Consider the following 18,821-nt stretch of genomic DNA (forward strand, 5'->3'; position numbering starts at 1 on the left):
GCACTTTATTGCTTCCACTTTAAACAACCGTAATATCAAATACAAAAAAATAAACCACAAACAAAAAACACTCTCAACCATAATGGAGAGAGTGTTTATGTCTATCATCCTAAAAATCGATGTATAACATCATCTTATTGTCGTGATACTGCTTGATCGCTTAATGCTTCAGCCAATGTTGAACGCGATAATCGCCCAGTCACATCACCTGCTTCATTGATCACGGGTAAAGGGTGGTCACTATCAAGTGTTTCTGGAATAACGGTTTCAAGTAACGCATCGGTTGTTATCGCTGGTACTGTTTCTAGCATCGATTGATCAATAGCTTTGTTATAATCAGCTTCATTAACATCTTCTAGGGTTTGTTGGGTAATAACCCCTTGATAACCATCATCATCAATAAAATAGCCGTAATCATCTTTAGCATTACGCATTTCAGCTACCGCTTCACCAATTGTCTCGGCTGAAATTCTTACACCTTGCGGCTTCATAACAGTTGCAACGGTTAATGCACGTGCACGATTAACATCTTTGACAAACGCTTCGACATAATCGTCAGCAGGATTAAGTAAAATATCAACAGGCTTACCTTGTTGAATCAATTTACCATCACGTAAGATAGCAATGCGATCACCGAGCCGTAATGCTTCATCAAGATCATGAGTAATAAAAATAATCGTTTTATGGAGCTGCTCTTGTAATTCAATCAGCTGATCTTGCATCTCACTTCGAATTAATGGGTCTAATGCAGAAAAAGCCTCATCCATTAATAATACTTCAGCATTAGTACATAACGCACGAGCAAGTCCAACCCGTTGCTGTTGTCCCCCCGATAGATTGACAGGATAGCTTTGCTCATATCCAGCCAGCCCCACCGTCGTTAACCATTGCTGCGCTTGTTGTTGCCACTGTGCAGGTTTTGCCCCTTGAACAGATAAGCCATACCCGACGTTTTGTAATACTGTTCGATGCGGCATTAAACCAAAGCGTTGAAAAACCATCGACATTTTATGACGCCGAAAGTTTTGTAATTGGCTAGCATTTAGGGTCATTACATCGGTATCTTCAATAATAATACTGCCTTCTGTCGGTTCAATTAAGCGATTAAAGTGCCGTATTAATGTTGATTTACCCGATCCTGACAGCCCCATAATGACAAAGATTTCACCTGCATAAATATTGAGATTAATATCACTAAGCCCAACAGTATGGCCTGTTTCCGCTAATATAGCGTCTTTTGACTGCCCTGCTTTAACTTTGGTAAGCACTTGCTTATCTTTAGGACCAAAGATCTTATACAAATTTTTAACTTGAATAAGTGGTGCACTGTTTGGTTGCTGACTCATTTAGGTGTCCCTCCTAGATGCTGCTGACTGCGTTGAGCATAGCTTTGAGAGATGCGGTCAAAAATAATCGCTAATGCCACAATGGCTAATCCGTTTAGCAAACCTAAGGTGAAATACTGATTAGTGATCGATTTTAATACTGGTTGACCTAGCCCTTTGACACCAATCATAGATGCAATAACTACCATCGCTAGTGCCATCATAATGGTCTGGTTAATACCTGCCATAATGTTGGGCATCGCTAACGGTATTTGCACGCCAAACAAACGTTGCATCGGACTTGCACCGTAAGCCGTCGCTGCTTCTAATACTTCTTCATCGACTAAACGAATCCCTAAATTGGTTAAACGAATAACCGGTGGAACCGCGTAAATAACGACGGCAATTACACCTGGAATTTTACCGATACCCAGTAACATCACCACCGGAATTAAATATACAAACGCAGGCATGGTTTGCATGACATCAAGCAATGGCGTCACAAGCCGTTGAACACGATCAGATCTTGCCATTGCGATACCTGTGGGTATGCCGATGGCAATGGCGACCAAGGTTGAAACTAAAATAATACTCATGGTGCGCATGGTATTATCCCACATACCAAAAACACCAATCAGAACAAAAGAAATAACAACACCTAGTGATAGCTTCCAAGAGCGACTAGCCATATAAGCTATCGCCGCTAATACCGCAATAACTAACCACCATGGTGTTGCGAGTAATAATTTTTCAAACCAAATTAAAAAAGCCAGTAATGGATCAAAAAAGCGCTCAATGGTATCACCGTACTCTCGAGAAAATGCGCGATAACTTCCATCGAGAGTTTTCCTTATTTCAACTAGCTGCGCACGTTCAAGTTGAGGAAACTCTGTTATCCATGAATCATTTGACATAAGTATCATCCATTTACTTATTTTACTTATAAATCTTGTAATGCACCTTTCACTTTAATAGCCACATCCTTTGATACCCATTGCGTCCACACAGCCTCATGATTGGTGAGAAACTCAACCATTACAGCTTCACCATCGGCTTGGTTATCTTCCATCCATGCTAATAATCCATTCATTTCAGCATTCGTAAATGAACGCGCAGCAAGGTATTTAACCGCGGCATCTGACCGTTCTGCAAATGAGGTTGTGATCACGGTATCAACCGCTGATGGTGGATACATAGTAACTTTAGGATCTGTACATTCAGGATTGGTAATACATGATGAAAAGTATTTCGCATCAACTCCAGAACCAAAATCAACCTTCACCATTTTATATTTACCTAATACTGCTGTTGGTGCCCAGTAATAGCCAAACCACGGTTGCTGACGTTCGTAAGCTTTAGCGATTGAGCCAGATAGACCCGCGCCAGAACCTGGATCAATTAAATCAAAGCCAAATTTTTCTAAATCAAGCGCTTTAAATAAATTACCAGCGGAAATCTGGCAATTCCAACCGGCAGGACAGCCGTAAAATGCAGATTGTTCAGGATCTTCTGGGTGGGAAAACAGCTTGGCATGTTTCTTAATGCCAGCAATAGTGGCCAGTTCCGGTGTTTTTTCTACCATATATTCAGGTACCCAAAACCCCTCCTCACCGCCATCAGAGAATGTTGGTCCAGCAAATTGTAAACGGCCTTCTTTAACACCACGATCAAGCGCAACTTTAAGTGAATTACTCCACATTTCAGGCGCAATATCTGGCTCGCCTTTTTCGATCATTGATGTTCCTGTCGGCATAGTGTCACCCGGAACCAACTCAGTATCACAGCCGTAACCATGCTGAAGAATAAAACTATCAACGTTGGCAATAAAGGTTGCTGAGTTCCAATTCATATCAGCAATTGTCACTTTGCCACATTTTTCATCACTGTCTGCTTGTGCTGAAAAACTTGCTATAAATAGTGATGCGATAACTAATTTGTGCATAAATAATGTCCCTTTATTTATTTACTACCAAACATACATAATAGTTAGTAGTCTAAACAAATAGTCACCATAACACAAAGAAATGCAACAAATTAATCACAAATTAACAATGAAAAACACTCATTAATCTTACTTTTCACCACCGCGATTGGCTTTTTTTTGCTAAATATAAATACCACTTTTTATCGTTTTTAACGCTAATTTTGCTTATCATTACGCCTGTATTTTATTAGTGATGGACAATAACAATGTATAAATTAGTTGCACTTGATATGGACGGTACATTACTTAATTCAAACGGTGCTATTTCAGATTTAAATAAACAAGCTATCGCTGCGGCTCGCGCACAAGGCGTTTGTGTTGTATTAGCTTCTGGGCGCCCAATTGAAGGGATGGAGTGGGCTTTAAAAGAACTCAATATGGATAGCGATAATGATTTTGTATTGTCTTATAACGCCTCTTTAGTACAACGCGTTGCAAGCAAAGAAATCGTTAGAAGCCAAACCTTAATTGGCCGCGATGCAAAAGCAATTGCAGCCATTGCTCACGATCTTGGTGTTCATGTTCATGCATTTTCTCGTCGTCAGGGACTCATTACACCTGCACATAATTATTACACCGATCATGAAGCTAAAATTAATGGCTTAACAATTACGTTAGCTGATTTTTCCGAACTTGATGACAACGAAGAAATCATGAAAGTCATGATCATTGATGAGGCTGAACGCCTTGAAGCAGCCATTGCGCAATTATCCCCAACGCTATATCAACAATATACGATAGTAAGAAGTGCACCCTTCTTCCTTGAATTTATGCACACTAATAGTAATAAAGGTGTCGGTGTTAAAGCACTAGCTGATTTCTTAAATATTAAACAAGATGAAGTTATTGCGATGGGTGATGCCGGCAATGATCACCACATGATTGAATTTGCAGGTTTAGGTGTTGCTATGGGAAATGCAACAGAGGAAACCAAAGCGATCGCCAACTATGTTACTGACACTAATAATAATAGTGGTGTTGCTCAAGTTATTGAAAAATTCATTCTTAATGCTTAAATCACTTCAAACAAAAAAAGCCAGCAATGCTGGCTTTTTTATCAATACTGTTAATTATTTAGCAATTGTCACAGTATCAACATCAACAGTACGAACTGTCCAATCTTTATCTACTTCACCACGAATAATAACTTTAGTGGTTGGTGTTACGGTAACGCCACGCCAATCTTTATTATCAATTTCTACTTTAATTTCGCCCGTCACATCTTTGAACATATAATCTTCTTTGCCTACTGAAGATATAATGTGACCTGTCAGCTCTACAGCTGCATTATCATCAGCGTGAGAGGCTGCTTTCACTGTCGTTAATACAGGCACAGCACTTGGTCCATTGAAACCACCTTGTGGTTGAACAAGCGGCGCCGCTTCTGTTGGACCATTAAATCCACCTTGAGTCGCCTGTGGTGCAGCCATAACTGACATTGATGAAAGCATTAAAACTGAAACAGCGAGTAATTTTTTCATTGGCCTATGATTCCAAAAAGTGATTAATTACGATTAAAACATCGCTTATTTAATAACAAATAAGTGCATATCAGGCCAATAATTATAGTCTCTAAAACACCAACTGCAACAATACAGTGTTCTTTATTTAAAATAATAAACAATATCAATACGTTAAAAAGTTTACTATTGTGTTTCTTTAATCATATACGACGCTAAAAATACCGCAACTATTGATTTGATATGTTCCTCTAACACTTGGCCTTCACTGTTAGGTAAAACATTCATAACTTGAGGCCAAAACAATAGCCCTTGAAATAAGCTGATATAAATGTTGGTCATTGCCGTTAAATTTTTATTCGCTAAACATCCAGCATTAATCGCTTGTTGAAACCAATCTGTTACCGCTTTTGTGCTATATAAATCTTTAACCAGATTCGCCGCTAACTCAGGTTGACGCAAAAACTCCATCACAATCGTCCGTGACAGCGGAATACCATATGTCGAATATAATATATCAGCCTCACGACGTGTGATCAGCGTTAACTGCTCGGTTAATGTCATTGCTGAATCAAACTCATACTTTACATTTTCTGTCACGGATTCCTGAATAATAGTGAGAACTGAAACAAATAACACTTCTTTGCTTTCAAAGTGACGGTATAACGTTCGCTTAGACACACCCGCTTCGGTTGATATACGATCCATATTCGCTGCTAAAAAACCGTGAGTAATAAATTCTTCTTTTGCCGCTTCAATAATCGCTAAGTGTTTGAGTTCCGTTTGTTTCATCTGTAATCCATTCCTAATTTAACAGTACTTTTATTTCATTTTATGACCGCAGTCTAACAATCTGCAACAAAAAAGTACACTCAATAGTTTACAATCCGTTTTTTACCACTAAAATGCACTCTAAGTTTACCTTAATGGTGACTCATCATGATTAATCAACGTTAATCATCAACCTAATGATAGTGGAGAACACGGTGAAAACTCATTCAGCAATGTCCAATGTGACATCGTTAACAATCAATAAACTTGCAATGGCGGTTAGTTTATCTTTAGCGGTAGTGATGTTGTCGGGGTGTGACAGTGAAAAAGAAGTAACAGTCACCGCGCCTATCATTAGCCCAGCCCTTACTCAAATTGTGATGCCAAAAGCTGACAGCAGCTTAAGCTTTAATGGCGTAATTCGCTCTGCTCAGCGTGCTGATTTATCATTTCAAGTCAGTGGCCGCGTCAGCCATATTTTTGTAAATGAAGGTGATAAAGTTCATAAAGGTCAGCTACTTGCAAAACTTGATCCTAAAGATGCACAAACAGCTTTTGCAGCAGCACAACTTGAATTAAATAACACTAAAAAAGATTATTTACGTGGTAAATCAATTTATGAAAACTCACAAGCGATTGCGAAAAGTGATCTTGATGAGTTAATGACCCGTTATAATTTGGCTCAAAACCGCCTAGAAGAAGCCAAAAACCAACTAACTTATACTCAATTAAAAGCGCCATTTGATGGCATCATTGGCCGTAAATTAATTGATAACCATGTTCAAATCCAAGCAAATACTTCAGTACTGACACTGCATAACCTCGATAACCTCGAAGTAGTCGTCAATATTCCAGATACCGTGATGTTAAGTGGTTTGAAATGCAAAAAAGCGGATGCTGAAATCACAACGATTCCTGGTCATTTATTGCCATTGAGTTTACGTACCTACTCAACCCAAGCAGATCCTATAACGCAAACATTCTCGATTGTGTTGGGGCTTGATGATTCTAAAGGATTAAATATTCTGCCGGGTATGCCTGTAAAAGTAACCCCAAGTGTTGAACAGTGTCCTGAAGACTATGTCGATAATAAAAACAATCCGCTAATTGTTCCGTTAACGGCTGTTGTTCCTGATAACCAAAACAAACAATTTGTGTGGATTGTTGGTGAAAACAACATTGTCGAAAAACGTTACATAAAAGTTGGCACCATCAACAAAAATTGCATTACGGTGCCTTCAGGCCTCAAAGCTGGTGAACGCATTGTCATTGCCGGTGTATCAAAACTTAAAACGGGTATGGAAATTCGTCCATACACAGATAACACCCAAGACGGAGCATAATAACAAATGGATATCGCTCGCTATACCATAGCTAAGCGCACCAGTGTGTGGGTAATGATTGCTCTCATTCTCATTGGTGGCTATATCAGCTATCTAAAGCTGGGTCGTTTTGAAGATCCAGAGTTTGTGATCCGTCAAGCAGTAGTCATCACGCCTTATGCGGGTGCAACGGCACAAGAAGTATCAGATGAAGTTACTGATATTATTGAAGGAGCCGTGCAATCATTGCAGGAACTGAAAGAAGTTAAATCAGTTTCAAAGCAAGGAATGTCTGAAGTTACAGTTGAGATCAAACTTGAATTTGCCAAAAACCAAGCTGATCTACAGCAAGTGTGGGACAAATTACGCCGTAAAATAAATGATGCACAACGTCAATTACCCCCCGGTGCAGGCCCATCTATTGTTAATGATGACTTCTCCGATGTATATGCGTTGTTCTTTGCCGTCACTGGTGAAGGGTTTACTGATAAACAGCTATCTGACTATGTAGATAGCCTGCGACGTGAACTGGTTTTGGTTCCTGGTGTTGCTAAAACAGCTACCTTAGCAGAACAACAAGAAACCATTTTTGTTGAATTTACCAGTGAGCGTTTAGCTAAGTTTGGTTTATCGGTTGATAATGTACTATCCGTTTTACAAAAGCAGAATATTGTTAATGTCGCTGGTAGTCTAACCTCTAATGGCATGCGTATTCCGGTTATTCCAGCAGCTGATGTAAATTCATTTAATGACCTACGTAACTTACAAGTGGGTATTGGTGAAAATCATACGGTTTTACATTTAAAAGACATTGCGAATGTAAAACGTGGTTATCAAGAACCAGCTTCAATGTTAATGCGCTACAACGGCGAACGTGCGATCGGTTTTGGCATTTCTAATGTTACTGGCGGTAACGTAGTTGACATGGGTGATGCAGTTAAAGCCCGTATTGCTGAATTAGAAAGCCAACGCCCATTAGGGATGGAATTGCATGTTATTTCGATGCAATCAGACTCAGTACGTGACTCGGTGACCAATTTCATCGATAACCTTATTGCAGCTGTTGTCATTGTATTTATCGTTCTATTGCTGTTTATGGGTATTCGCTCAGGGATCATTATCGGTTTTGTATTAGTCCTAACCGTTGCTGGTACCTTGTGTATTATGTTAATTGACAATATCGCTATGCAGCGTATCTCTTTAGGTGCACTGATTATTGCCCTAGGTATGTTGGTTGATAACGCAATAGTGGTTACTGACGGTATTTTAGTCCGTCTACAAAATAATGAAGATCGTGAAGTTGTAATACCAGAAGTGGTCAATGCAACTAAGTGGCCATTGTTAGGCGGTACCGTTGTCGGTATTTGTGCCTTTAGTGCTATCGGCCTTTCACCATCAGATATGGGTGAATACGCAGGTTCATTATTCTGGGTAATTCTTTACTCAATGCTTTTAAGCTGGCTATTTGCGGTCACGGTTACGCCGTTACTGTGTCACCAGTTCTTAAAAGTAAAACTGAAATCAGGTGATGAAAAACCAAGTAAAATAGTTAACAGCTATAAAGGCTTATTAACTTGGGTGCTTATTCATCGCAAGACCACGGGGTTACTATTAGTTGCTACCCTATTAGGCGCTGTTTGGGGCGTAAAATACGTTCCGCCAGGCTTTATGCCTGAATCACAACGCGCACAATTTGTCGTTGACGTGTATTTACCACAAGGCACTGATATCAAAAATACTGAAGCGGTTGTGGCAGACATCGAACAAGATGTTAAGCAAAAGCAAGGTATCAGTAATATTTCCAGCTTCATCGGTGGTGGCGGTTTACGCTTTATGCTGACCTATGCACCTGAAGCACGTAATCCAAGTTATGGTCAATTACTGATCGATATTGATGATTACCGTAACATTGCACCTTTATTGGTCGAGCTTCAAACCGAGCTTGATAAGAAATACCCAGAAGCTTCAATCAAAGTATGGAAGTTTATGCTTGGTCGCGGTGGCGGTAAGAAAATCGAAGCTGGCTTTAAAGGTCCTGATAGCAAAGTATTACGTGAACTTGCGGAACAAGCTAAAGCTATCATGCTAAGCGATCCAAACTTAATCGCGGTACAAGATGATTGGCGTCAGCAAGTACCCGTGATCAAGCCGGTATATTCAACAGAGAAAGCACAGCGTTTTGGTTTAACCAACCACGATATCAGTCAAGCCATTGCGCAAACATTGAACGGTCGTAACATTGGTGTGTATCGTGAAGGTAATGATTTGATCCCTATCGTCGTGCGTGCGCCAGATAACGAGCGTACTCATGAACGTGCGATTGAAAATACTGACGTTTACAGCCGTATGGTGAATGGGTTAATTCCGGTTAGCCAATTGGTTGAATCGGTAAATGTTGGCTGGGAAGATGCAATCTTACGTCGAATTAACCGTATTCCAACGATTTTGGTTCAAGCAGATCCAGCGCCAGGAGTATTCACTGCTGATGCGTTTAATGATCTACGGGGCAAAATTGAAGCTATCGAACTACCACCAGGTTATGAATTAACATGGTATGGCGAGTACAAAGCATCAAAAGACGCTAATGTTGGTCTTGCTATCTCAGCCCCTTATGGCTTTGCGGCAATGATTTTAGCGGTAATCTTTATGTTTAACGCTATTCGTCAGCCTTTAGTGATTTGGTTAACAGTACCGTTAGCATTAGTTGGTGTTACCGTTGGGTTGGTGATTTTCCAAACTCCGTTTGAGTTTATGGCGATTCTTGGCTTCTTAAGTTTGATCGGTATGATGGTTAAAAATGCAATTGTATTAGTAGACCAAACTGACGTTGAAATAGCAGAAGGTAAAACGCCGTATCAAGCAATTATCGACTCAGCACTTAGTCGTGCTCGACCTGTATTACTTGGTGCCTTTACGACAATTTTAGGTGTTGCACCGTTACTAATAGATCCATTCTTTAAGAGTATGGCAGTAACGATTATGTTTGGTTTGTTGTTTGCAACTATTCTAACATTGGTGGTGATCCCACTGCTTTATGCGGTCCTATTTCGCGTTAAAGTAGAATAACGACCAGCATAACCCATAAACAAAAAGGGAGTAACATCATTGATGTGACTCCCTTTTTTATGCGGTATTTTTAGTCGTTATTGCTCTCATAGCTATTGTTGCAGGTAATCCATAAGATCAGTTGCTAAACGTCGTAATACGCCAGGTTCTGGTCGTGTATGAGAAAAAGTACGTAAACCATAAATTCCCATCACTAAAAACTCTGCTAACTGCTGACTATCACGCTGAACATTAATTTCATTCGCTTGCTGTGCCAATGCGATTTGTTCTGCCAATGTCTGTTGCCATTGTTTTAACATCTGGCTAATAATATCAGCGACTTCAATATCTTGTTGTGCTAGCTCACTCAACGCTTTTTGTAGCAGACAATCTTTAATCTGTTCACGCTCACACTCATCAACCACCTGTTCAAGATAGGTCTTAAGCGCACCAATCACCGACTCTGACTGAGAAAATAACGCGATAAATTGTGCAGAACGCTGATCACGATAATGCACTAATGCGGCAATTAACAACCCGCGTTTATTAGTAAATGCGCAATAAATTGAACCGGGGTGAAGCCCAGTCGCTTGTTTTAAATCTTGCATACTGGTGTTGCTATAACCTTTAGTTATAAAAACATCCATTGCCGATCGTAATACTCGATCGCGATCAAATTCAGCACTACGCATAATAACTCTCATTAACTTTGATTAGGCTTAGTTTACTTAAATTTGAACAATCATTCAAAAACCTCTTGAATGATTGTTCAAATAAGTCTAACTTGAATGAGCATTCAAATTAGAGGCAACAATCATGCTTGATACCCTATTCCATCCTTTCAAACTTAATGACACGCTAACGTTAAACAATCGTATCGTTATGGCACCATTAACACGTTGCATGGCGGATGATGATTTAATTCCAACCCAAGCAATGGTCGATTATTATGCACGCCGTGCTGATACTGGATTGATTATCACAGAAGCCGTCTTAATTCGCGCCGACGGTCAAGGTTATCCGCATACTCCTGGCCTATTTACACCACAACAAATTGATGGCTGGCGTAAAGTCACTGATGCTGTACACAAAAATGGCGGTAAAATTTTTGCTCAGCTATGGCACACAGGTCGCGTTGCTCACCCGTTCTTCTTTGGTGGTGAGTATGTACTTGCACCTTCTGCTATCGCACTTGAAGGTACATTGCCAAGAATGCGAGAGCTGACTTATACAATGCCAAAACCTGCAACAACAGCAGAAATCGAACAACTGGTTGCTGATTTTGGTCAGGCTGCAGCGAATGCCATTGATGCAGGTTTTGATGGTGTAGAAATTCATGGCGCAAATGGTTATTTGATCGATCAATTTCTACATTTCAGCACTAACGAACGTGATGATGAATTTGGTGGCACAGCTGAAAATATGGCGCGTTTCCCACTTGCTGTTATTGATGCTATTAGTCAGCGCATTGGCCGAGATCGTACTGGGTTACGTTTATCACCAGGCGGTTATTTTAATCTTGAAGGCGATGCTCGCGATCGAGCAGTGTTTGATTATTTATTGCCAGAAGTTGAAAAACGTTGTTTAGCGTACCTGCATGTGGGTATTTTCGATGACAGTATGAACTTTGACTATCTTGATGGTAGCGCATCCCAGTATATGCGCAGTCATTATCAAGGTACCTTAATTGGTGTTGGCTGTTACAGTCCTCAAACAGGCAGTGAAGCTATTGAAGCTGGAAAATTTGATTTACTGGCGATTGGGCGTCCTTTAATTGCCAACCCTGATTACGTTAGTAAACTACAAACCAAGCAAACATTGGTTGCTTATGACGACACCATGCTTGCTCAATTGATTTAACCCATTATTTTACGCCTTGATATCCTATTATTAAGGCGTTTATTTTAGTTATTTCAACAATTCAGAGATAAATAACGAAAAATCATTGTTTGCATTTGTATCGATAGACAAAAGCCTTGTTTAGCTTTTATGATAACAAGAGCTAACATAATAATGATAGATAATAATGAAGAATATCAAGCAGAAACAATGTAATTCCAGCCTACTTTTTGCGAGTTTATTTATCGCAGCTAGCGGTTATGCTTCTCATGCGTATGCTGATGACTCAACCCCAGCACCAATAAATAACGCGCTAAATTACAGTAGCGACAATGCGTTACTTCTTGAACAATATAAAGATAACTTTGTTCTACCTTTTTATTATACTCAATCTCCAAATTACAAAGAATATCAATCAGTTGTACCTGAAGACGGCAAATTAAGTAAGTATAATGTCAATTTCCAAATCAGTTTAAAATATCGTCTATTATCAGGTATTTTATATGATAATGATCAACTCTATTTTGCCTATACTCAACGTTCAAATTGGCAGGCTTATGCATCATCAGCCTTCTTTAGAGACACTGAATATGAGCCTTCTGTTTTTTGGACATTCCCTGCCAAAACCACATACAGCAATAATTTTCACTACACCGGTAGTACATTAGGTTTAGTGCATCAATCAAATGGTCGTGGTGGTGAACAAGAACGTAGTTGGAACCGTGCATTTGTTGACATGACGTTCAAAAAAGATAACGTAACCTTAAGCATTAAACCTTGGGCACGACTCGATTTTGGTGCAAAAGACTATAATAAAGATATCAATAATTACCTTGGCTATGGTCGCATCAGTATGAATTGGAATATTGATGGTAAAACAATGATCAGCTTTACCGTTAGGAATGCATTAGAAAGTGGTTTCTCTCGTGGTTACGAAAAAGTCACGCTCAATTTCCCTATCTATAAACGTTTACGCGGTTATTTAATGTTTGAAAGCGGTTATGGCATTTCTATTTCAGACTATAATCATTATGATAATGCTGGCGGTATTGGTTTCTCATTTTAATTAGAGAGTTTAATTATATTTATCTCTAGCTTTAATTGCATATAAACAACATGCATAAACTAACTAGAGATAATCCTTTCTTTCTTTGTCATATATTTATTACACTATTTCATCATATATAAAATTTAAAATATTCTTGTCTCAACAATACATAATAATGCCTTTACTCATCGAATATTATATGTTCTTAATAGTTTTGTCATAAAACGGGGAATAAACCCTACTTATAAATATTACGATTAAAATAATTTATTGATAGAATGAAGTTGTGAATATTAATCAATCAACGTACTTATCTGTACTTATTCACATGTTATCGTTATCTCCCTATCCAGCAGGCTTAAAGTCGAAAGAAGGCGTTTTTGAATATGCCAATGATGCTTATCGAGCTCTTGTTAATGCCCCGCCAGATATCAAAGGGTTAAAAGATAGTGACTTTCCATGTGATACCGCGGCATTTGCTGACATTTTTATGGAACAAGATAGATTATCATTAACGCAAAATAAAACGATAATCACCATTGATGTACATAATTACTCTCATGGCACAGATGCATATACGTTTACAAAACAGCCAGTTATTATTAATGGTGAACCTTGGGGGATTCAATTTACTGCCAGTAAAATAAAAGATTGGATAAATATGACTTCTTTTGCAGAGGTACTTGCTGCAGATAAATCAAATTTATCATTTAGTACCACGCGTCCCTCAGAACCAAAATTAACACCAGCACAAGAAATTGTTTTATTTTGGTTATTACGAGGTCGACAAACTAAACAAATAGCACAACTTATTCATCGCACACCAAAAGCAGTAGAAAAGCAAATAGCAAACTTAGTCACTCGATTTTCTTGCTATGGTATTTCTAGTCGAGCTGGATTAATTGAATATGCACGTGGTAATGGCTGGCTATCATTAATACCAGCACAATTATTTAAAACACCAATGTCTATTATTGTTAATAATGATGATAAACAGATGGATTAAGATCACAAAAATCATCGTAACCTAAGCAAAGGATTGTTTAGTTACATTCGTTTGCCCCTATAATCCTGCCAATTATTTATCTTCTTATTTCTTGGCTTATCATGCGCATAAAAATCAGTTTAATAACCACCTTGTTGCTTATTTCTGGGTGTAGTTCATTTACAAGTAAAGATCCACTTCCACCAGCAAGTTTAATCATTAAAAATGGGCAAGTGATCACCATGAATGATAATAAACAGCTGATTGAAAATGGGGTTGTTGTTATCAATAACGACACTATTGTTGCTGTTGGCGATCATTCCTTGTTATCTCAATATGATGCTCAACGCATTATTGATGCTCAAAATGGTATTGTGATGCCTGGCATGGTAAATACCCATAATCACTTACCGATGATTGCTTTTCGAGGCTTAGGTGAAGAAGGCATTGAAAACCGTTTATTTGCTTACTTTTTCCCTCTTGAAAGCAAAAAATTAAGCCGTGAACTGATTTATCAAGCCACACGTCTTGGCGCAATTGATCTTGCTCAAAGCGGAGTGACAACCTTCGCTGACATGTATTACCACGTAGATGAAATGGCTAAAGCTACCAAAGAAGTCGGTTTACGGGCAGTCTTAGGTGAAACGGTGATTAAGTTTCCCGTCGTCGATGCAAAACAACCCTATGGTGGTCTTGAATACGGCCAACAATTTATCAATGACTACCAAAATGACCCTTTAATTACACCTGCTTTTGCACCACATGCTGCGTATACGGTTTCAAAACAGAAGCTACAACAAATCAATGCCATCTCTAAAAAACTCAACGTTCCTGTATTAATTCATGTCGGTGAGTTTGGTAATGAATCTGCGCGTATTAGTGATAATCCTAAACAACTAAGCCCTGTGGCTTGGCTACATGATATCGGCGTGCTTGATAACCGTATGGTACTTGCTCATGCTATTCATGTTGATCAAGCTGATATTGATTTAATCAAACAATCAGGCGCAGGTGTCGCCTACAACCCAATGGCTAACGCAAAAGGCGCTACTGGCATTGCACCTGCTTGGGAAATGTATCAACAACAACTGCCGATGGGTTTAGGTACTGATGGACCGATGAGCTCAAATCAGGTCGATCTATGGCGCACACTGAGTTATGCCGCCAACATGCAACGTTTAAAACATAATGATCGAACCATTATGATCCCAGAGCAAGTGATTGAACTTGCAACCATCGGTGGTGCTCGAGCACTGCATATGGAAGATAAAATTGGTTCATTAGAAGTCGGTAAAAAAGCCGATATTATCATCGTTGAAACTCAATCAGCGAACATGATGCCTAATTATAATCCTTATGCAACTTTGGTTTATCAAGCCAATCCAAGCAATGTCAGCACAACCATTGTTAATGGCAATATTGTTATGGAACAACGCCAAATGACACAAGTTGATAGCGCCGATGTCACCAAAAACATTCGTGCTATTGAAGCTGATATCGCTAAATTTGCCAAAGAACTCGCAAAGCAAGCCATTACCTCTCCAAGTCTAATGAAATAGCTGATCTTAAAAAATAAGTTTACAGCCCTCAACAATCAATGCCGTTATTGAGGGCTCTTTTGCTTGTATCTATTTAGCAATTCTCACTGCAACAATGCACCACCGCTTATCAAAGTGAGAATAACCGCACCAAAAACCGACTAACGTTGACCATGCTTTTTATCTTTCCGCAAATCAATACGGTATGATAGTGACCAATCAATGATCAGCGGGTATGAATACATGTATCATCAAACACTTAAAAAATATTTTGGCTTTGATTCTTTACGGCTCGGGCAAGAAGAAGTGATCACTCGTGTTCTTAACGGTCAATCTGCTGCGGCAATATTTCCCACAGGATCCGGAAAATCATTATGCTATCAATTACCCGCAATTGAATTACCCCATCTCACCTTGGTTATTTCGCCACTATTAGCATTAATGAAAGATCAATTAGAGTTTTTAGCTGCCAAAGGCATTCCAGCGGCTTCAATTGACTCGAGCCAAACGTGGCAACAAACTCAGCAAGTCATGCACCAAATTCGTCAAGGTGAAATCAAAGTATTAATGATTTCAGTTGAACGCCTAAAAAATGAACGTTTTCGCCATTTTATTAGTCAAATCCAAATTTCATTGCTGGTAGTAGATGAGGCACACTGTATTTCAGAATGGGGCCATAACTTCCGTCCCGATTACCTCAAATTGCCTCATTATCAACAGGCTTTAAATATTCCTCAGGTATTACTGCTTACAGCAACTGCCACCCCTGCTGTTATTCAAGATATGCAGGATAAATTTGCTATCGATAAAAATAATATTATCGTGACCGGGTTTTACCGTAATAATCTTGATTTAACAGTACTCGCGGCTGATGAAGATGAGAAAATAGACACTCTCAAGCATCAACTGTCACAACGTAGTAATGAGCCCGCGATTGTTTATGTCACCTTACAGCACACAGCAGAACAAGTAGCAGAGGTACTTACTCGAAGTCATATACCAGCGCAAGCCTATCACGCAGGTATGGATTCAGAGCATCGCCACAGCATTCAACAACAATTTATGCATGGTGAGATTAACTGTATTGTGGCAACAATCGCTTTTGGTATGGGAATTGATAAATCGAATATACGCCAAGTTATTCATTTTGATTTACCTAAATCTATTGAAAATTATAGCCAAGAAATAGGTCGTGCTGGACGCGATGGCGAAACATCGCATTGTACGGTTATCGCCAACAAATCGGGGTTAAATGTATTAGAAAACTTTGTTTTTGGTGATACACCAGATCGTAATGCTATTGCTTATGTTTTAGGCGAAATACAAGCACAAGATCAGCAATGGGAAATAATGAGTGGTCGGTTATCAAAAGACAGTAATATTCGTTTATTGCCACTAAAAACCCTTTTAGTCTACCTTGAGATACGGCAAATCATTGAGCCAATGTTCACTTATTTTGCGGATTATCGCTATAAAATGAATGTTTCTCAGTATGACATTATTCAACGCTTTCAAGGTGAACGGCGTCAATTTATTGAAACAATTTTTGCGTGTTCACCTAAAGCACGGGTTTGGCATACTTTAGATATGGATGCGCTATGGCAAGGCTACCAAGTCGATAGAAAGCGCGTTGTCGCAGCGATTGATTATTTTCATGAGCAAGGTTGGATCACTCTTGAAAGTAAACAAATGACCGATGTTTACCGTATTAATCAGCATCATTTTGATATTGAAACTGAAACCGCAGCGCTCTACCAACTGTTTCAGCAAAAAGAACACAGTGAAATTCACCGTATTGAAAATATGATCGCCTTTTTTGAAAGTAAAAGCTGTTTAAGCCATAAGTTAGCCAACTATTTTGCCGATCATCATGCTCCCGAGCAATGTGGTCATTGTTCAGTCTGTCGCGGCAAAACTGTCACTTTACCTGTTTTACCTCCTCTACCTGAGATCAGTGATCAACAAATCACACTCTGGAGTGATAGCTTTATTGAACGTAATGATAGCTCACCATCAATGGCGGCTATAACGCGTTTTTTACATGGTATGAGTACACCATTAAATAGCAAAATAAAAGCCAAACAACTCGAAGGATTTGGAGTATTAGAAGCCTATCCTTTTCAACAAACTTTCGCCCATATTTGCCGCTTATATGGCAGAAGCAGTTGAATAAATAGCCATTATCACTATTGGTTCAGCACTTAAATAGCTAAAAACTGACTTTTCAGATTAATCAATGGCGATCTGGCTCACATCGTTTTAAAATACGACGACTAACTAATAGGAAGTAAAGTTATGACTACAGAAAAACAAGAATACCAACCATGTGATGCTTGTGGTGTTTCAGCTGAAATGGGCTTTATGATCAATGAAAATGATGATATCGCTGACGTACAAATTTTCGCTAACGGCAAAGCAGCATTAGAATCAGAGCTTGCAAACTACCTAGCGTTAGCAAAAGAAGTGAATGCTAACTTTAAAGTAGAAACAACACCGATTGATGAAACAAGTACAGAATTAACAGCACGTATTCAGTTTGAATGTAGCGCTGAAAAGTTAATTTTTGAACTTAAAAGCCGCTCTCTAGCGAAGTAATTTATCAACAAGGCATAAGTAGCCTTGCTGATAGTCAATGAAGCCAGTAGCCAGTTTTATTCGATTATTTTTGAATAAAATCTGACGCTGGCTTTATTATTTATTGATAGTAATACTGTTTGATAGATCAGTGTTGTCAGGCTTATGTGTCCGCTCAATCCATTTTAAAGCACCATTTAGTTCAATAGCAGATGCAGGACGACACTCTAAGACAATATTAGCCGTCGTAATCATCGCACCTTCAGAGTATGATTTTCCCGCATATAAACAATGACGCTGCTGTAAATCACCCACCTCTAACGCTACAACAGGCGCAATACTGCCAACATCTTTAGTACTATATTGTGCAGCATGACTGTAAGTACCGCTAGCCATAACGCCAATAATGGCCAGCCAGCCTAACTTTAAAAAGCGCATCATTGATCCCTAATAACAACCATTCATCTCTATCATTTAAATACTATTAATATTCAATTGCACGTGGTAAAAGTTTAGCTTGTGCTACCCAATCTTCCACCGCTGACAATGGTGGTAATTGACGCACTAATGATTTCGCTTCATTCACTTCAACCATTTTGGTGTGTAAATTCTCAGCATTACGTTGCGCAAGTTCAGGTACAGTATCCACTCCTGCCGACTCTAATAAGTCTGCATATTGCGTGCTAACTCCTTTAATTCGTGCTAAGTCAGCACGATTAATCCATTTCAATATTAGCTTACTACTGATTGCTGTTTTTTCAGCCAGCATTTTTCGACCGCTTGGTTTTGCGCCTTGCTCTAATAAATGAGCAACAGTGCTAACACCAATCGCTTCTAGCTTTGCAGCGTAAGTTTCACCTATCCCTTCAACACTCACGAGCTTTGTCATTGCTTTCTCCTACTATTTTTCAGCTATACCTATTTGAAAAA

Annotated in this window: 17 protein-coding genes; 9 read left to right on the forward strand and 8 right to left on the reverse strand. The window is 39.1% G+C overall.

Annotation, left to right across the window (positions count from 1 at the left end; translation table 11 throughout):
* Window positions 1–134: 134 nt before the first annotated feature.
* From PMAL9190_RS08320 to PMAL9190_RS08330, 3 genes are read right to left on the reverse strand one after another with little or no spacing between them, the layout of a single operon-like run.
* Window positions 135–1,346, reverse strand: a complete 1,212-nt coding sequence (locus tag PMAL9190_RS08320; RefSeq protein WP_087844737.1) for a quaternary amine ABC transporter ATP-binding protein — start codon at window positions 1,344–1,346, stop codon at window positions 135–137.
* Complete coding sequence (locus PMAL9190_RS08325; protein WP_087844738.1) at window positions 1,343–2,239, reverse strand: ABC transporter permease; 897 nt, start codon at window positions 2,237–2,239, stop codon at window positions 1,343–1,345. Before PMAL9190_RS08325 ends, PMAL9190_RS08320 begins: the two co-directional genes overlap by 4 nt.
* A gap of 26 nt (window positions 2,240–2,265) precedes the next feature.
* Entirely contained in the window at window positions 2,266–3,267 is a 1,002-nt protein-coding gene (locus PMAL9190_RS08330) for an ABC transporter substrate-binding protein (protein WP_087844739.1), read from the reverse strand.
* A 248-nt stretch (window positions 3,268–3,515) separates the two neighbouring features.
* On the opposite strand from PMAL9190_RS08330, the gene yidA reads away from it, so the two are divergent.
* The gene (gene yidA / locus PMAL9190_RS08335; protein ID WP_087844740.1) at window positions 3,516–4,325 is read left to right on the forward strand and encodes a sugar-phosphatase; all 810 of its coding nucleotides are present in this window, start codon (window positions 3,516–3,518) and stop codon (window positions 4,323–4,325) included.
* 54 nt (window positions 4,326–4,379) lie between these two features.
* Here the strand turns inward: yidA and PMAL9190_RS08340 are convergent, their stop codons facing one another.
* Together PMAL9190_RS08340 and PMAL9190_RS08345 are read right to left on the reverse strand one after the other, a co-directional pair.
* Window positions 4,380–4,790, reverse strand: coding sequence for a YgiW/YdeI family stress tolerance OB fold protein (locus PMAL9190_RS08340; protein WP_087844741.1), 411 nt, complete (start codon window positions 4,788–4,790; stop codon window positions 4,380–4,382).
* Window positions 4,791–4,955: 165 nt separating this feature from the next.
* On the reverse strand, window positions 4,956–5,561 hold the full coding sequence (locus PMAL9190_RS08345; protein ID WP_087844742.1) for a TetR/AcrR family transcriptional regulator: 606 nt from the start codon (window positions 5,559–5,561) through the stop codon (window positions 4,956–4,958).
* 176 nt (window positions 5,562–5,737) lie between these two features.
* Here PMAL9190_RS08345 and PMAL9190_RS08350 point away from each other — a divergent pair, with 176 nt between their 5' ends.
* Window positions 5,738–6,883, forward strand: a complete 1,146-nt coding sequence (locus PMAL9190_RS08350; RefSeq protein ID WP_370738761.1) for an efflux RND transporter periplasmic adaptor subunit — start codon at window positions 5,738–5,740, stop codon at window positions 6,881–6,883.
* A 6-nt stretch (window positions 6,884–6,889) separates the two neighbouring features.
* Window positions 6,890–9,928 carry an efflux RND transporter permease subunit gene (locus tag PMAL9190_RS08355; RefSeq protein ID WP_087844743.1) on the forward strand — a complete coding sequence of 1,013 codons (3,039 nt, stop codon included), beginning with the start codon at window positions 6,890–6,892 and terminating at the stop codon, window positions 9,926–9,928.
* A gap of 92 nt (window positions 9,929–10,020) precedes the next feature.
* Here the strand turns inward: PMAL9190_RS08355 and PMAL9190_RS08360 are convergent, their stop codons facing one another.
* Entirely contained in the window at window positions 10,021–10,599 is a 579-nt protein-coding gene (locus PMAL9190_RS08360; protein ID WP_087844744.1) for a TetR/AcrR family transcriptional regulator, read from the reverse strand.
* A gap of 124 nt (window positions 10,600–10,723) precedes the next feature.
* On the opposite strand from PMAL9190_RS08360, the gene PMAL9190_RS08365 reads away from it, so the two are divergent.
* The 6 genes from PMAL9190_RS08365 (at window position 10,724) to PMAL9190_RS08390 (ending at window position 17,912) form a co-directional block, all read left to right on the forward strand.
* Window positions 10,724–11,767, forward strand: a complete 1,044-nt coding sequence (locus PMAL9190_RS08365) for an alkene reductase (RefSeq protein ID WP_087844745.1) — start codon at window positions 10,724–10,726, stop codon at window positions 11,765–11,767.
* A 166-nt stretch (window positions 11,768–11,933) separates the two neighbouring features.
* Window positions 11,934–12,812, forward strand: coding sequence for a phospholipase A (locus PMAL9190_RS08370; RefSeq protein ID WP_087844746.1), 879 nt, complete (start codon window positions 11,934–11,936; stop codon window positions 12,810–12,812).
* Between the two features lie 268 nt (window positions 12,813–13,080).
* A complete protein-coding gene (locus PMAL9190_RS08375; protein ID WP_235004325.1) occupies window positions 13,081–13,800 on the forward strand; it encodes a PAS and helix-turn-helix domain-containing protein in 720 nt (239 codons plus the stop codon).
* Window positions 13,801–13,901: 101 nt separating this feature from the next.
* Window positions 13,902–15,338: an amidohydrolase family protein gene (locus PMAL9190_RS08380; RefSeq protein WP_087844747.1), complete on the forward strand. Its 1,437-nt coding sequence runs from the start codon at window positions 13,902–13,904 to the stop codon at window positions 15,336–15,338.
* Between the two features lie 222 nt (window positions 15,339–15,560).
* Window positions 15,561–17,486, forward strand: a complete 1,926-nt coding sequence (locus PMAL9190_RS08385; protein ID WP_087844748.1) for a RecQ family ATP-dependent DNA helicase — start codon at window positions 15,561–15,563, stop codon at window positions 17,484–17,486.
* Window positions 17,487–17,612: 126 nt separating this feature from the next.
* On the forward strand, window positions 17,613–17,912 hold the full coding sequence (locus PMAL9190_RS08390) for a DUF406 family protein (protein WP_087844749.1): 300 nt from the start codon (window positions 17,613–17,615) through the stop codon (window positions 17,910–17,912).
* Window positions 17,913–18,008: 96 nt separating this feature from the next.
* On the opposite strand, the gene PMAL9190_RS08395 is transcribed toward PMAL9190_RS08390, so the two are convergent.
* The gene (locus tag PMAL9190_RS08395; protein WP_087844750.1) at window positions 18,009–18,332 is read right to left on the reverse strand and encodes a DUF1496 domain-containing protein; all 324 of its coding nucleotides are present in this window, start codon (window positions 18,330–18,332) and stop codon (window positions 18,009–18,011) included.
* A 43-nt stretch (window positions 18,333–18,375) separates the two neighbouring features.
* Entirely contained in the window at window positions 18,376–18,780 is a 405-nt protein-coding gene (locus tag PMAL9190_RS08400; protein ID WP_087844751.1) for a DUF4332 domain-containing protein, read from the reverse strand.
* Window positions 18,781–18,821: the final 41 nt, after the last annotated feature.

Source organism: Photobacterium malacitanum, from assembly GCF_900185615.1.
Lineage (GTDB): Bacteria > Pseudomonadota > Gammaproteobacteria > Enterobacterales > Vibrionaceae > Photobacterium > Photobacterium malacitanum.